This window comes from Bartonella numerosa (genome assembly GCF_037070845.1).
In the GTDB taxonomy this organism is placed as follows: Bacteria; Pseudomonadota; Alphaproteobacteria; order Rhizobiales; family Rhizobiaceae; genus Bartonella.
On sequence record NZ_JAYMZI010000001.1, the window covers coordinates 162881 to 179597 of the forward strand.

The 16717-nt window shown below is 42.4% G+C and carries 14 protein-coding genes; 5 read left to right on the plus strand and 9 right to left on the minus strand.

What is annotated here, in order from left to right; genetic code table 11:
• Positions 1 to 19 precede the first annotated feature (19 nt).
• The gene (locus WCP75_RS00740) at positions 20 to 1306 is read left to right on the plus strand and encodes a M16 family metallopeptidase (protein WP_336276344.1); all 1287 of its coding nucleotides are present in this window, start codon (positions 20 to 22) and stop codon (positions 1304 to 1306) included.
• A gap of 440 nt (positions 1307 to 1746) precedes the next feature.
• Positions 1747 to 4632: an EAL domain-containing protein gene (locus WCP75_RS00745; RefSeq protein ID WP_336276345.1), complete on the plus strand. Its 2886-nt coding sequence runs from the start codon at positions 1747 to 1749 to the stop codon at positions 4630 to 4632.
• Positions 4633 to 4685: 53 nt separating this feature from the next.
• Here the strand turns inward: WCP75_RS00745 and WCP75_RS00750 are convergent, their stop codons facing one another.
• A complete protein-coding gene (locus WCP75_RS00750; protein ID WP_336276346.1) occupies positions 4686 to 5270 on the minus strand; it encodes a YqgE/AlgH family protein in 585 nt (194 codons plus the stop codon).
• 62 nt (positions 5271 to 5332) lie between these two features.
• Between WCP75_RS00750 and WCP75_RS00755 the strand changes: the two genes are divergently transcribed.
• A complete protein-coding gene (locus tag WCP75_RS00755; protein WP_336276347.1) occupies positions 5333 to 6211 on the plus strand; it encodes a protein-disulfide reductase DsbD domain-containing protein in 879 nt (292 codons plus the stop codon).
• Between the two features lie 31 nt (positions 6212 to 6242).
• On the opposite strand, the gene rnhA is transcribed toward WCP75_RS00755, so the two are convergent.
• The 4 genes from rnhA to cyoE form a co-directional block, all read right to left on the minus strand.
• Positions 6243 to 6710: a ribonuclease HI gene (rnhA, locus tag WCP75_RS00760; protein ID WP_336276348.1), complete on the minus strand. Its 468-nt coding sequence runs from the start codon at positions 6708 to 6710 to the stop codon at positions 6243 to 6245.
• A 4-nt stretch (positions 6711 to 6714) separates the two neighbouring features.
• Positions 6715 to 7674, minus strand: coding sequence for a homoserine kinase (locus WCP75_RS00765; RefSeq protein WP_336276349.1), 960 nt, complete (start codon positions 7672 to 7674; stop codon positions 6715 to 6717).
• The gene (gene ispH, locus WCP75_RS00770) at positions 7674 to 8729 is read right to left on the minus strand and encodes a 4-hydroxy-3-methylbut-2-enyl diphosphate reductase (protein WP_336276350.1); all 1056 of its coding nucleotides are present in this window, start codon (positions 8727 to 8729) and stop codon (positions 7674 to 7676) included. The genes WCP75_RS00765 and ispH overlap by 1 nt, the downstream gene beginning before the upstream one ends.
• A 169-nt stretch (positions 8730 to 8898) precedes the next feature.
• Positions 8899 to 9834: a heme o synthase gene (cyoE, locus tag WCP75_RS00775; protein WP_336276440.1), complete on the minus strand. Its 936-nt coding sequence runs from the start codon at positions 9832 to 9834 to the stop codon at positions 8899 to 8901.
• A 345-nt stretch (positions 9835 to 10179) separates the two neighbouring features.
• Here cyoE and WCP75_RS00780 point away from each other — a divergent pair, with 345 nt between their 5' ends.
• Positions 10180 to 10719, plus strand: coding sequence for an invasion associated locus B family protein (locus WCP75_RS00780; protein WP_336276351.1), 540 nt, complete (start codon positions 10180 to 10182; stop codon positions 10717 to 10719).
• 108 nt (positions 10720 to 10827) lie between these two features.
• Entirely contained in the window at positions 10828 to 12252 is a 1425-nt protein-coding gene (tldD, locus tag WCP75_RS00785; RefSeq protein WP_336276352.1) for a metalloprotease TldD, read from the plus strand.
• Positions 12253 to 12304: 52 nt separating this feature from the next.
• On the opposite strand, the gene WCP75_RS00790 is transcribed toward tldD, so the two are convergent.
• The 4 genes from WCP75_RS00790 to WCP75_RS00805 form a co-directional block, all read right to left on the minus strand.
• The gene (locus tag WCP75_RS00790; protein WP_336276441.1) at positions 12305 to 13501 is read right to left on the minus strand and encodes a class I SAM-dependent RNA methyltransferase; all 1197 of its coding nucleotides are present in this window, start codon (positions 13499 to 13501) and stop codon (positions 12305 to 12307) included.
• A 59-nt stretch (positions 13502 to 13560) separates the two neighbouring features.
• On the minus strand, positions 13561 to 14310 hold the full coding sequence (locus tag WCP75_RS00795; RefSeq protein ID WP_336276353.1) for a TlyA family RNA methyltransferase: 750 nt from the start codon (positions 14308 to 14310) through the stop codon (positions 13561 to 13563).
• A 15-nt stretch (positions 14311 to 14325) separates the two neighbouring features.
• A complete protein-coding gene (dxs, locus tag WCP75_RS00800; protein WP_336276354.1) occupies positions 14326 to 16233 on the minus strand; it encodes a 1-deoxy-D-xylulose-5-phosphate synthase in 1908 nt (635 codons plus the stop codon).
• A 228-nt stretch (positions 16234 to 16461) separates the two neighbouring features.
• A complete protein-coding gene (locus WCP75_RS00805) occupies positions 16462 to 16716 on the minus strand; it encodes an exodeoxyribonuclease VII small subunit (RefSeq protein WP_336276355.1) in 255 nt (84 codons plus the stop codon).
• Position 16717: the final 1 nt, after the last annotated feature.

Sequence of the window (16717 nt, forward strand, 5' to 3'; positions counted from 1 at the left end):
ATATGATGGGGTTATAAATATGAGCGTAAATATCAGTCATCTCAGCAACGGCTTGACTATCGCCACGCACACAATGCAACAAATCGACAGTGTAGTACTTGGTGTATGGGTTAAAGTCGGCTCACGCAGTGAATCTTTCTCACAACATGGTATTGCCCATCTTCTTGAGCATATGATCTTTAAGGGGACAGAAAATCGCACAGCTTTTCAAATCGCAGCCGATATTGAAGATGTAGGAGGGGAAATTAACGCCACAACAAGCACTGAAATAACGGCTTATTTCGCGCGTGTACTCAAAAATGATGTCCCGCTCGCTGTTGATATTTTGGCTGACATTTTAATGCATTCAAAATTTGATGAAGGTGAACTAGAACGAGAAAAACAAGTAATCTTCCAGGAAATTGGTGCTTCCCGTGATACCCCCGACGATATTGTTTTTGATCATTTCACTGAAACTGCCTTTCGTCATCAATCCATTGGTCGCTCCGTTTTAGGGACACCCAAAACAGTTCAATCATTTACATCTTCTGACCTTCATGATTTCATGAACAAACAATACAGCGCGGATCGTATGATAGTGGTCGCTACAGGTGCCGTACAACACGAAGAATTTCTTAGAGAAATCGAAAGTCGTCTCAGCGCTTTTCGCTCCCATCCGACGGAATCCTTTTCTAGTCTTGCCAATTATGTCGGTGGTGATTTTCGTGAATATCGGGATTTGGCAGACACACAAGTCGTTCTTGGTTTTGAGGGTTATGCTCATCACACACATGATTTTTATGCTGCCCAAATTCTTTCAATTATTCTTGGCGGTGGCATGTCGTCGCGTCTTTTTCAGGAAATAAGAGAAAAACGTGGACTATGCTATTCTATCTATGCTTTCCACTGGGGTTTTTCAGATACTGGACTCTTTGGCATTCATGCCGCCACCGGACAAGAAAGACTAAAAGAATTGCTACCTGTAATTCTTGATGAGATATCTAAACCTGGAAAAAATATCCACACTAATGAACTCCAACGCGCACAAGCGCAATATCGTGCAAATCTCATAATGTCACAAGAAAACCCATCCAGCAAAGCACACCTCATTGCTCGACAAATTCTTCTCTATGGTAGATTGATCCCAATATCTGAGATAATAGAATGTCTGGAGCTCATAACACCAAAAAAACTGGCCGATTTAGCCAATCATCTCTTTATTAACTCCATCCCAACACTAGCGGCTGTCGGACCTGTTGGCCCCCTCATGAATTTCGACGATTTAACATCAGCTCTCTCGCGCAATACAAAGATAAAGCGAAACTGAATGCAGTACCTCCTAAATACTTTAATGCACACCCTGCATCTAACGCGGACATCCATAAAAGAGTCTTCACGACACATAGTAATTCTCTTAGAAACTCATTACAGAAACTTTTTTCACCAAATAAGTTCGCGAAATACTCCTCCGAAGAGCATAAAAGATTATCAAAATTGCACATAATAGATAAATTTATGAGAAAATGTATATTTGTGAATATTTAGGAATTAACGGTTCTATTTCTCCCTCCGCGAATATAAGATTTATTGGTTCAGGCCTCATCGCGCTTATCAAACACCCAATTTACACTTAATATAGTATCGTACGATTCTCTCATAAGAAAATGATAGCTACGTGGTTACACAAAATAAATTGCAAAAAGTGGATGTATTTTCTAAAAATCTAAGTAAAAGTTAAACAGACAAAAATACAGAGAGTGACACATTGTGAAGAATTTACGTAGGCTAATTCATACCATTTTTATTATAATTGTTAGCTCTTTAATCTATATCACCTTTGCGCAAGCAATTGAGCCAATCCAAATTTCTTCACAAGATACTGCCCTTGACCTTTCAAAAGCAGTCGAAATTCACCATACAAACAGCTCTATATTTCAGACGAGTACAGCGCCCGGACCAGACGGTATCGTATGGCGCATTGAAGTGCAGGCTAAAAGTAAAAAATTTTCCGGAAACTGGGCAGTATTCTCCCTCGCAAACCCAACAAACGAGCAAGTTGACCGTCTCATCGTCGCACCTCATTATCGTATGGCCCACTCAGGCTTTCTTTGGCCAGATTTAGGATCGGCTAGAATTCAATCTATCACCCCGAGTGAAGGCTTTTCTCTTGACCGCCAAGCCAGCGCGAGTTCAGATATCTTTCGCATCACACTTAATCCTGGTGCTGTCGTTACATTTATTGCTGAGCTTAATTCTGAAACTCTACCACAAATTTATTTGTGGAAGCCAGAAGCTTATAAAGATGCCATAAATTCTTACACACTCTATCATGGTATCCTTCTCGGTGTATCAGGACTCTTGGCACTCTTGCTAACTGTTCTCTTTGTCGTTCGTGGAATAGGTCTTTTTCCTGCAACAGCCGCTGTTGCCTGGGCTGTTCTCTTTTATATCGGAATCGACTTCAATTTTTTGGATAAACTCCTTGCTATCACACCGGCGATGCAGCCATTTTGGCGCGCAAGCACAGAAGTAGCCCTTTCCACCACGCTCTTCATCTTTCTTTTTACTTATCTGCACCTTAATCGCTGGCACTATCGTTTCAGTTATGGTGCGATTGCCTGGACTATAGCTCTCTGCATCCTGGGAGCGCTTGCTATTTATGATCCAACTAGAGCCGCTGGAATTGCACGTTTGTCGTTTGGTCTTATAACCATAATTGGTATACTCTTAATTGGTTACCTTTCAGTCCGGCACTATGATCGCGCGATCATGCTTATCCCGACATGGCTGCTAATCAGCTTCTGGTGCCTTGGAGCATACGCCTGCATAGCAGGATACTTGAATAATGATATCATTCAACCGGCCTTAGCTGGAGGACTAGTGCTTATCGTTCTCCTTATCAGCTTTACTGTCATGCAGCAAACTTTTTCCAATGACGCTTTCCACGAAGGAATATTTTCAGATCTTGAACAGCAAGCGCTTGCAGCAAGGGGGGCTGGAGATATCATTTGGGACTGGAATGTTGAACGTGACAAAATTATCGTTCATCCAGATATGGCAACCCTATTTGGAACTGAGACTTGCAAACTCAATAGCACCATGAGCAGCTGGATTTCAGCTTTGCATTACGACGACCGTGAGCGCTTTCGGTCAATATTAGACATCATACTTAAAAATAAAAAAGGACGCATTGACCAAATTTTTCGTCTTTCTTCCGGTGGTGGCTACTATCAGTGGTTTTCTCTTCGCGCACGCCCTGCTATGCAAAAAGATGGAAAAATCACTCGCATCATTGGAACCATTGTCAATATCACAAACCATAAAAAAGCCGAAGAACGCCTATTACACGACTCTATCCATGACAGTTTAACGGGACTTCTTAATAAACAAATTTTCTTCGATAGATTACAAAGTTATACCTCTTTAGCAAAAGCAAATATTAAAATCAGGCCAACAGTTTTTATGATTGATTTTGATAATTTTTGTCAAATTAATCACAAATTGGGCATAGCTATCGGCGACACCGTTTTGCTCATAATTGCACGCCGTTTAAGTCGCCTCATTAATTTTCAGGACACCTTGTCACGTCTTTCTGCAGATCGTTTCGCAATCATTTTGTTAAGTGAAACCGAACCACAAAAAATTGCAGCATTTGCAGAGAACTTACATAAAACAATCTCAGCACCCATCTCACTTTCAGAAAAAAAAATAACGCTCTCAACATCGATCGGATTGGTTACATGGAGTGAAAGCAGATCAACAGCTGAAAATATTTTTCGTGACAGTGAATTAGCAATGATCCACGCTAAACAAATGGGAGGGAATCGCATCGAGCCTTTTCGTCCTAGTTTTCGCACCTTGGGACTCGAGCATAACAGCATGGAGAAAGATATCCATCATGCTATAAAACGCAACCAAATAAAGATCCTCTACCACCCAATCCTGAGTTTATCAGATGGACAAGTCATTGGATTTGAAACAATCATAGAATGGCATCACCCAAATTACGGAAATTTAAACATTTATGATTTTATCGAAACAGTAGAAAATGAGCAACTGGTGACAAATTTAGCACAATTTGTCATAGACAATGCCGTTGCTGACCTTAGAAATATACAAGAAAAATTTTCTCAGCGGTTCTTTTTTATTTCTATCAATTTGCCAAGTCCAGAGATGATTCATCCAAGCTTTATAAGTCAGCTACGCTCCACCTTGCTTCGCCACCCGATCGATAAAGGACGTTTGATGGTAGAAGTATCTGAATCTGTTCTGAGAAAAAATCCTGAACAATCAGCGTATTTTCTCGAACAAATTAAAGCACTGGGAATAAATCTTGCGCTGGATAATTTTGGAACAGGTTATTCATCACTTTCCTATCTCATCTGTTATCCATTCGATACGGTAAAACTGGACCGTTCTATCATTTCAATCACCTCGCCTAAGAAAAAACTTGTTCTTAAGTCTATCATCAACATAGCAACAAATCTTAATCTCCAGATCATCGCAGAAGGTGTCGAAAATGAAAAAGAAGCGATCTTCTTGAACGAAGAAGGATGTAAATACGTTCAAAGTACGCTCGTCACAAAACCAATCGCCCTCGAAGAATTAATGACTCTCGTCCAAAATCATTTTCCTTATAAAATAAAAACATAAAAAAGTATCTAATTAACATATTGAAAATAAACATAAATCATAAACGGAAATCGCTATGCGTGACCAACTTCAGAAACAAGGCAGGTCGGATTAATTCCCATGCGGATCAAACTTTTATCATATTTATGATCTAGATTCCCCTCGAAGAGGAAATTCTGTGATGTGTGGCTGATGAGCCAGCTGTTAGCGGAGATTTCTGCCTCGAGCTGCCCCGCTTTCCACCCGGTGTAGCCTAGTGCGATGAGTGCACGTTGTGGGCCTTGTTCGCGACTGATCGCCTTTAGTATGTCGATGGTTGTGGTGAAGCAGATTTTGTCTGTAACAGGGATGGTTTCCTCGCAAATATAATCGTCTGAATGGAGAACAAAGCCGCGGGAGGGTTCGACAGGGCCGCCGTAGCGTACGGGGAACTTCTTTATTGGCTCGGGTAGGTGTGTTTTTTGCTTTTCCTGTATTACGCCTATGTGAAACAAAAGGTCTGGGAAATCGATGTGATGCGGCTGATTAAGGATAATTCCCATGGCGCCGGCGTCAGAGTGTGCGCAAATGTAAATAACCGAACGAATAAAACATTTGTCATTCATTCCGGGCATTGCTATAAGTAATTGTCCGCTCAGGAAGCCACCGCACTGATTCATCAGACTATTATCCTCCGTAATTTACATTTAGAGTTCGATTAATACAGAAACATAAAGCTCAAATGAGAAAAATCCAAATATTCGCAAACGCAAAAAGCGTTTTCTCCTCCTTCCGTAGAGAATTTTTTGTCAATTCGAGCGCAGTTTTCGTGTTTTTAGGATTGGTTATTTTCTCCGCTAATACCCAAGCAAAGCAAAAATCGTACCTTTTTGCAACACCTTGGTATGAAGCAGCTGGTGGCCGTATCAGACTAGCAGCGACAAAACCATCTCCCTCTGGATCCCGCGACGGTGTTATTGAAATTGTACTGAAACCAGGATGGAAAACTTACTGGCGGAATCCGGGGAATTCAGGGATGGCGCCATCTTTTAGTTTTGACCAAAAAGTCTTTTATGAAATATTCTATCCCGTACCAAAACTTTATGAAACAGAAGATGATTGGTCGTTCGGCTATGAAAATAGGGTTATGTTTCCATTTCGCGTTTCAAACTCAAGCAAGAATCTAAGCGGTTTTTTAACTCTTGGACTATGCAACGAAATCTGCATTCCGCTTACCCTTCACTTTAATTTTTCACCGTCTGTTTCAAAAAATGAACACCTTCCCGTATCTTTGCTAAAAGACGCTCAATCCTCTCTTCCCGATGCAGCAAATCACGAATTTGAGATAAACGCTACAATGAATGTAAACGCCCTTTTCATAAAAATACGGAATAACAAAAAAACCACACCCTCATCTCTATTTTTAGATGGAGGAGAAATGCAGATTGGACCAGCGAAAAAAATAAACGACAACGCAGAGTATACACTCTTCAGAGCCCCCGTCTTCTCTACACAAAACAGAAAAAATCAAACAGTTTTTTACGTAATTTCCTTTAACGAACGCGCCTTTAGTGGAACGTTCAAACTCCGCACACCACAGGCCAACACACCACCCCTGTGATGATATAATAGAAGGAACTGTTAAACTTGAGTTACACTGAAAAACATCCATTTTTACGGTACTCGGTAATCGCTTTGCGCGCAAGCGCATCCGCACGTTCGTTACCTGGGTGGCCAGAATGCCCTTTTACCCAGTGCCACCTAACAGTGTGACGAGAACAAACATCCTCAAGGGCCTGCCATAATTCCATATTTTTAACAGGCTCTTTTAATGAAGTACGCCAATTATTCTTTTTCCATACATCAAGCCACCTTGATATACCGTTGCTGACGTAAGCTGAATCTGTGTAGATATCGACCGAACAAGATTCTTTAAGTTTATTCAGCGCACAAATCGCTGCCATTAATTCCATTTGATTATTGGTTGTGCGTTCTTTTCCACCATATAGCTCCCGCTCATAACCATTCCAGCACAAAACCGCCCCCCACCCTCCAATGCCAGGATTACCCGAACAAGCACCATCTGTATAAATTTCAACGACCTTTTGTTGAGCTAACATAAAATTAAAAACCTAAATCACTCAATGAACATGCATTACCAAAAAAGCAAAGCCTATGCCAATATTCTCGTGGATTTTTCTTTACTACAAAACTTTCAGATGGTGTATGAAACCAATCATAAAGACGTGTAAGCAAAAAGCGCAAAGCCGCACCGCGTGCCAAAAGGGCGAGTGCATCCAGTTCTAAAGATTCTAGTGGCCTGATTTCCTGGTAGCTTTCCAATAAGCTACGTGCCTTGATGAAATTATAAGAGTCATCATTCTCGAAACACCAAGCATTCAAACAAATAGCCAAATCGTAGGCAAGAAAATCATTACAAGAAAAATAAAAATCTATGATTCCAGATAAACGGTGGTTCAAAAAAAGCACATTATCATTAAATAAATCAGCGTGAATGATGCCTTCCGGCAAATCAGATGGCCAATTCTTTTCTAAAAAAGTCAACTCTGTATCAATCTTTTCTCCAAACTCGTCAAGCAGAGTATTTTCCGTCGTTTGGCAACTTTTCCATAATGGTTTCCAATCCGCAAAAGAAAGGATATTCTTACGACTAAATGAAAAATCCTGTCCTGCTAAGTGCAACTTCGCTAAGCCTCTGCCCACTTCACGGCAGTGATGCTCACTGGGATGGCGCACCCACATCCCTTCCAAAAAAGTAATGATGGCAGCAGGACGTTCTGCTAATTCACCGATGATCGTCCCATCATTCTGAATTATTGGTGTAGGACACGGAATCCCACGCTTCCCTAAGTGCTGCATAAGATTACAAAAAAAGGGTAAATCGTCTCTCGAAATACGCTTTTCATAAAGTGTTAGAATAAATTTTCCCGTTGTTGTCTGCAGCATAAAATTAGTATTTTCGATACCCTCCGCTATACCTTGATAAGATACAAGCAAGCCTATCGAGTAACGCGTCAAAAACGACCTTAAATCATTTGGATGAATGTCTGTATAAACCGCCATTATCTCGCTTTCATTGTAGATACATGAGCACCCTGATTCTCGCTTTTTATTGCCTCAGCTTTACCATTAACAAACGCCATATCTTGGGGAGTTAAAATAACATCGCGTAATTCGCGATTTACAAGAAACGTTTCCATTTCTAGGACAGTTTCAGCTAGCTCTATCTTAACATCGTAGCGGTCACGAAAAGCTGAAATGATTTCATCTACAATGATTTCAGGAGCAGATGCCCCCGCAGAAAGGCCCACAACAGAAAGAGGACCCAGGCAATCAAAATCGATTTCATCGGCCCTCTGAACCAAAACAGGCTGCCGTGCCCCAAACTTCTCAGCAACCTCCACCAAACGCCGTGAATTAGAAGAGTTCGGTGCACCAACGATTAAAAATAAATCGCTCCCCAATGCAGCTGCTTTGACAGCATTCTGACGATTCGTAGTAGCATAGCAAATTGACTCTGCAGTTGGCGCTTGCAGCATAGGAAAGCGTCTTTGTAACACACCAAGAATCTCTGCCGTATCCTCAATAGAAAGTGTTGTTTGCGTAACAAATCCCAATTTATCTGGATCATCTGGCTGATAATGCAACGCATCTTCTACTGTTTCGATTAACGTAATGGCGCCCTTTTCAAGCTGCCCCATTGTACCTATCACTTCAGGATGACCAGAATGGCCAACTAAGATAACGTGGCGGCCATAACGCTGATGCCGAATCGCCTGTTTATGAACTTTAGAGACCAACGGACATGTCGCATCAAGATAAAACAGATTATAGCGCTGAGCCTCTTCCGGTATTGACTTTGGTACACCATGAGCGGAAAATACAACGGGCTGACCGCGATGCTCTTCCGGAATCTCATCAAGCTCTTCCACGAAGATGGCCCCCCGTTGTCGCAACCCTTCAACCACGTAGCGGTTGTGCACAATCTCGTGGCGCACATACACCGGGGGACCGTATTTTTTCAGTGCAAGGAGAACAATCTGAATAGCACGATCAACCCCCGCGCAAAACCCGCGCGGAACGCAAAGGCGTATCGTTAGAGGAGGAAGCACAGACATAAAATACCCTCAATATTTACAGCCCCAACCATACACCCAACGAGCCGCCACACGCTCCGAAAAACAACGCGAAGAAGAAAGCCAAGAAAACTATCCCCTGTGACAGCGATACGCCCCAATATCTCATCTAGTTAAAGCCATTTTAAATTTTATCCTCAATCCCATCGCACTAGATGACAGTAAGACACCAAACAAGAGATTCAATCAGAAGTACCCCAAATATAGCAGCCAAATAAAATAGCGAAAAGAAAAACATTTTCTTTGCCATAAAAATAGTTTCATCTCGCGCATCAGCTTTCCACAAACGGTAAGCAAGATAGACAAAGATAGCACTCAAAATTGTTGAAAAAATAGCATAAAGAGCACCCGCAAAACCAGTAATGATAGGAAAAACGACGCATACCGCCATAAGAATAGTATAAAATAAGATATGTTTTTTTGTGGAATGCTCGCCCCGAGCATTGGACATCATAGGAATGCCTGCAGCACTGTAATCGAGAGCTGAAAATAAGGAAAGAGACCAAAAATGTGGCGGAGTCCACATAAAGATAATCAAAAACAACAGGAAGCTGTCCATACTCACTGTACCCGTTGCCGCAGCCCACCCGATCATGGGCGGAAAAGCACCAGCCGCACCACCTATGACGATATTTTGCGGCGTCGCTCGCTTTAACCAAATTGTATAAATCACGACATAAAAGAAAATTGTAAACGCAAGGATAAACGCCGCAATCCAATTAATAAAGCTCCCCATAACCAATACCGAAAGCACAGAGAGAACCAGACCGAAAGCCAATGCCCTCCCAGAGCTGATCTTACCAGCGGGAATAGGACGATTTTTGGTACGTTCCATCACTGCATCAATATCAGCATCATACCACATATTCAGTGCACCCGCGCCGCCACCGCCTACAGCAATACACAAAACGGCCAAAAGCCCATACAATGGATTCATCGAAACAGGCGACGCAACTAATCCAACAAAAGCCGTAAACACAACAAGCGACATAACTCGCGGCTTCGATAACACGATATAATCGTACACACTAGATTTTTGCTGAGCTGACCCACCATTTACAGCCGATAATTTTCCTGAAACAGACATTTCACCCAGAAACCTCTTCCGCCCCTGTCGTCCACAAGCTCCCCTCCAGCGCATGAAAACAACTGATTACCACCATGATATTTTCGAGAATATACAGGGCACTTCCCTCACACGTATCCATTAAAACATGTCACAAAAACACCATACCCCTCCGGATATAATAAAACAATTCCAAAAATTTTGTCTCCTATAAAATACCGCTTCCTTCGATTTTTCTTTTATTTTGTGCACATGGATTAATGTATTTGGGAAGACGCTGGTTTTGTGCTACAATTCTAAGTCGAAAGTTTGTTTTTTACGCAAATCTGTATATAAAGATACGGCGCTAATTGGGTGGGGTATCCTGTGATATTTTGTAAATTGCCAAAAAAAATTTCCTTTATTTGTACTATCTACGTATTTTTTTGTATTTCCACCATCCATGCTATCGCACAAACATCCGCTGTTCAGAGCATCCCCACCCCGCAAGCCTACGGTGCGTGGACGAAAGTTTGTTTCCTACCGCCAGGTACACCAAATATACAATGCGAAGTTGTACAAAATATACATATAAAAGATCGCCATGATATTACTCTTCGCATTACATTTTATAAATTGCCCAAAAATCAAGGAGCCTTAATGCGCGTTTTTGTTCCGATTCGGGTTGAATTACGCTCTGGTGTTGGTATAAAAATTGATGATAAAAACGTGGGAAGAATGGAGTATCGACGTTGTCTTGGTGATAGCTGTGTTGCTGAAGCTCTCCTCGAAGAAGATATGTTACAAACCTTCTTGAAAGGTAAAGCTGCGACCTATTTTATCTTTACAACTCCCGAACAAGGTGTTGGAGGAACCGCTGATCTTGACGGCCTCGAGGATGCCTATGCAACTTTACAAACATGGTAAAACTTATACAAATTAGACTCTAAAGGTATCCAAAAGCTCCCATTTTACAAATTTTCAAACGAAGTAAACAAAAATTCCCCCTATACAGATGAATACAGGATAGCCGCTATGAAGTCTCTGATTGACCGTTTTGATATTTCTCCATCTAAAGTGCAATCACTCGTACAAGAATCTCTGCACCGTGCTGATGATGGCGAGCTTTACCTCGAATACACAGAAAGCGAAACGCTTCTATTTGACAATGGACAGCTTAAAAACGGATCATTTCACCAAGATATGGGATTCGGTCTGCGTGTCGTTTCCGGAGAAACTACTGGATACGCTCACTCTAGTGAACTGTCAGTTTCTGCGCTCAAACGCTCTAGCGAAACAGCTAAAGCCATTGCCTACAATAATTATACGGGCTCCTACAGTGAAGCACCTCAAAAAACAAACAAAAAACTCTATCAAGCACATAATCCTCTCAGCATTCCGTCATTCGAAGAAAAAATCGCAATTTTACAAAAAATCGATACCTATTTACGTGAAAAAAATGATAGATTGCACCAGGTTTCTGCTTCCCTTTCTGGTTCACTGCAGCATGTTGAAATTTTGCGTGCTGACGGGTGGTTCGTTCGTGATATTCGTCCTCTCGTGAGGCTTTCCGTATCCGTAGTTGCTGCAGAAGGCGGTCGACGCGAAAATGGCTTTTATGGATGTGGTGGACGGCAGGGATTCAGCCAGTTTGTTAATGAAGAAAATTGGAAAAAAGCTGCCGATGAAGCTTTGCGTATGGCTCTGACAAACTTAGAAGCAGAGTCAGCACCGGCAGGAACGTTCGATGTCATCCTAGCTAACGGGTGGCCTGGCGTTATGCTTCATGAGGCTGTAGGTCACGGTTTGGAAGGTGACTTTAATCGTAAAAAAACATCTGCTTTCGCAGGACTTTTAGGAAAGCAGATCGCAGCAAAAGGCGTTACAGTAATTGATGATGGTACAATCCCCTTATGCCGTGGTTCACTTACTATCGACGATGAAGGAACTCCATCAAAACGTAACGTTCTAATTGAAGATGGAAGGCTTGTTAACTTTATGCAAGATAGGCTAAATGCCCGACTTATGGGCGTTGATCCAACTGGAAATGGACGGCGCGAATCCTACGCATATCCACCGATGCCACGGATGACCAACACTATGATGCTGGGAGGAGACAAAACACCTGAGGAGATTTTGTCCTCACTAAAACACGGAATTTATGCCGTTTCATTTGGTGGAGGACAAGTTGATATCACTTCTGGAAAATTCGTGTTTGAATGCACTGAAGCTTATCGGGTAGAAAACGGCAAAATCGTAGCGCCAATAAAAGGTGCAACCCTCATTGGAAACGGCCCAGATGCCATGAAACGTATTACAATGATTGGTAATGATAGCAAACTTGATAATGGTATTGGTATGTGCGGAAAAGCTGGACAAAATGTCCCTGTTGGTGTCGGACAACCTCACCTGCGAATCAATAATATGACGGTCGGCGGAACAGCAATTCCACAAAGCTAGCTAGATACGCTTTTACCAAAATTAAAGAATTTTTTAGTGTCCCTCAAAAAAACTAAAGCGTCCAACCAGTTTTGACCTTGAGTCTACTCAAGACAGCGATGATTTCGACGTGCGGTGACCATAAAAATTGATCAATCGGTACAACTTTTTCTAAAGTATAACCGCCAGAAACCAGGAGAGATAAATCGCGAGCAAATGTTATAGGATTACACGAGACTGCTACCACACGCGGAATGGTCGTTTTTGCCAATTCACGCACCTGCTTTTCTGCACCAGCACGCGGAGGATCAAAAACAACGCTATCAAAACGCTCAAGTTCATTTGCAGAAAGTGGACGACGGAAGAGGTCGCGTTTTTCATAAGTTACTTTTTTTAAACCAGCTGTAAAACGTGCCGCCCGACCTAAATTCTCTAATGCTTCCCCATCATTTTCTACCGCGTGGACGTTCATCTTTCTTGCCATACGCAGTGCGAACGTTCCAACTCCCGAAAACAAATCAACAGCATTCCTTGCTTTTTTTAAGTGGCACAAAACGATGTCGCCTATGATATCTTCTGCTTCAGAAGTCGCTTGCAAAAAACCCCCAACAGGAAATTCAACCCCCACATTTCCAAAATAAACTAATGGCTTTTCTCGCTCGATAAAAACCTCACCTTCGACAGATAAACGCGTAATTCCGCAAGAAAGCGCCGCGTGAATTAATTTTTGGCGAATGCACTCATCCCGTACTACGCACCCATTTAAAGCAACATCTAGGCCATTTACAACAGATGTTACCGTGACATGAAAGCGCTCAGCATAATTTCCAATAAGAGAACAAAGCACTCTAATACCATCTAGTTTAGACGTAATTTCTGAGCACGTCACTGGACATTCTTCTAAAGCAATAACATCATGGGACAAAGAGCGGTTAAAACCAATAACGCGGTCATTCTTGATCGAAAGAGCTGTCAAAGTGATCCGTCTGCGACTGTGACGCTTGCACTCAATTAAAGGAAGAACAGGAGAATCGATTTTATACTTTTTAAGCGCATCAACAACCAACTGCCATTTCCAAGAGCGGTAAGCGTCAGCGCGCCAATGCTGAAGCGCGCACCCTCCGCAATTCTCAAAATGTCGGCAAATAGGATCGATTCGTTCCGATGATTTTTTTTTGAGAGCAATCAATTTTCCATATTTCCCACGACGAGAAATTGTTGCAACCTCCCCTGGTAAAGTAAAAGGAACCGAAATAGTGCCATGCGACATATTGAAGATACCATGTCCATCCGCTCCAATACGGTTGATTACAACATCATTATCAGCGCTCACCCCTTTTTCTCCCCGAATAACAAAAATTCCAGATTACCATCACCACCTAAAATGGGCGAAGGTAATAAACCCTTCGCAGTCCACCCTGTTTGAGTATTCAGCCAATCAAAAATCCCTCTGGCAATTTGTTCTGCTACTGATAAATTTTTTAATACCCCATTTTTACCGAGGACCCCTCCTCTACCAACCTCGAATTGCGGTTTTACTAACAAAACTGCCTGAGCTCCATCTTTAGCCAAAGACAGAGCAGGAGGCAACGCAAGTCTAAGAGAAATAAAACTAACATCCGATACTATGAGATCGATTTCTCGGCCTCCCAAATGCTCTTGTTTTAAATCCCTAACACTGAGATCCTCCAACAAGGTGATCGCACTGTTCCCTAATAAACGTCGATCAAATTGGTTACTACCAACATCGATAGCGATAACGTGAGCTGCACCACGTTCCAAGAGAACTTGCGTAAAACCACCCGTTGACGCACCGATATCAATAGCGATCACTTTGTCCGTTACAACCGGAAATGTATCAAGCGCACTGATCAATTTCAACGCTGCACGTGAAACGTAGTTCTGTGCCGGATCGCAAACTATAATTTCCGCATTATCAGAAACGAAGTACCCGGCTTTAACGATAATTTCGCCATCAACTTTCACAGTTCGACGTACAATGGCGTCACGCGCTCGTGAGCGTGTAGTAAAAAAATTTTTTTCAGCTAAAAAAACATCAAGTCGTTTTTTAACAACCATCTCATACTAAACTTTCTATATCGTCCGAATTTCCTTCCCTGAAGCGGACAACACAGTGTTGACAATACCAATGGCATCGAGTCCAACACGCGAAAGAACCTTTTTCGGTGGACCGTGATTCAAATATTCATCGGGAAGTTTTAGCGTGCGAACCTTTAATCCATGATCTAAAAATCCTTTTTGCGCCAAAAATTGTAATAAATGTGCTCCAAATCCACCCACTGCACCTTCTTCAATTGTTACAAATACTTCATGCTCACGTGCTAAACGAGACATTAGATCTTTATCCAGAGGCTTCGCGAACCTTGCATCAACAACAGTCGTAGACAACCCTTCATTTTCCAATATATTCGCTGCCGCTAACGCTTCAGATAACCGCGTTCCAAAACAAACCAAAGCTACCCTGCTTCCTTCGCGCAAAATGCGCCCCTTTCCAATCTCAAGTAATTCGCCTCGCTGCGGTAAATCCATACCAGTGCCTTCACCACGCGGATAACGAAAAGAAATAGGCCCTTCGTCATAGGCCGCTGCTGTACGCACCATATGCATCAACTCCACTTCATCAGAAGGAGCCATCACAACAAAATCAGGGAGAACCATTAAAAAAGCGATATCAAAACTTCCTGCATGCGTCGCACCGTCTGCACCAACAAAACCCGCTCTATCAATCGCGAAACGAACCGGCAGTTTTTGTATAGACACATCATGAATTATTTGATCATAAGCACGCTGTAAAAATGTGGAGTAAATTGCAACAAAAGGCTTATACCCTTCACTAGCAATCCCCGCTGCGAAAGTAACAGAATGCTGTTCAGCAATGCCAACATCAAACATCCTGTTTGGAAATTGTCTAGCGAAAGCGTCAAGACCCGTCCCACTTGGCATTGCCGCCGTTATACCAATGATTTTATCATCACGCGCAGCCTCTTCTATTAAAGCATCAGAAAATATTTTAGTGTAAGAAAGCGCTTTGCTTTGTGCTTTAACCTGTTTTCCCGTTACAATATCAAAACAATTAACACCGTGGTATTTGTCAGATGATGCTTCAGCGGGTGCGTACCCCTTTCCTTTGCGCGTAACTGCGTGCACCAGAACAGGACCATTAGGATATTCACGAATATTTTTCAAAACGGGTAGTAAATGGTTCAAATTATGGCCATCTATGGGTCCAACGTAATAAAAACCGAGCTCATCAAATAAGGTCCCCCCAACCAAAAAAGATCTTGCGAATTCCTCTGAACGATAAGCCTGATCCAAAAAAAATTTTGGCAACTTTTTGCTGAACACCTTCACCCGCTCACGCAGACTGCGGTAAGAAGGATGAGAAATTAACCTAGCAAGATGAGCCCTCATAGCCCCCGTAGGAGGTGCAATAGACATATCATTGTCATTAAGAATAACAACCAAACGGGCATCCAAAGCGCCAGCGTTATTCATTGCTTCATATGCCATACCAGCAGACATAGCGCCATCGCCGATTACAGAGACAATTCTTCGCCTTTTTTCTCCTCTTAAAGCATCAGCCACCGCCATACCGAGACCGGCCGAAATAGAAGTCGAGGAATGACCTGCACCAAACGGATCATACACACTTTCTGACCGTTTTGTAAAACCTGATAAACCTCCCTCTTGACGTAATGTACGAATCCTATCCCTCCGGCCCGTTAAAATTTTATGTGGATATGCTTGATGTCCAACATCCCAGATAATCCTGTCTTCAGGCGTATTAAAAACGTAATGCAGCGCAATTGTTAACTCAACGACACCAAGGCCAGCACCGAGATGCCCGCCTGTCACAGAAACAGCATCGATCGTTTCAGCTCGCAACTCATCAGCCAATTGTAGCAAATCAGCCTCCGAAAGTGCCCGCAAATCCTGCGGCAAATGAACACGATCAAGTAGTGGCGTTAATATCTGGGACAAGAGAAGCTCCTCATGTTGTCTCATAAATGAAGCGAAACGACCAGCATGAGCCCTCTACGCTTTCGCTTATGGTGTATCACATTGCCATCGAAATAGTTTATCTACGCGGAATTATCTACAATTTTTCTAACTTTCGACCCATTTCACGAAGAGAGAAACTACAAAGCTCATCCCCCATAAACCAGATCACTTGGCCTTTTACATTACGATAAATACCCTCAAACAATATCATTCAGAATCAAGTGGCTCCACTCCTTGCGGAAGACCACCTTCCGAAAGTCGGATTTTTTCGACTTTGGCTTCAGCAACTTTCAGGAGTCCATCGCAATGCTTTTTTAGAGCTTCACCACGTTCATAAATATCAATTGACTGCTCTAGAGGAACATCCCCCCGCTCCAAATTCTCGACGATCACCTCAAGCTGCTTAAGTGCCGCCTCAAAACTCAATGTCGCAATGTCTTCTCTCTTTATTCCCGACTTCATA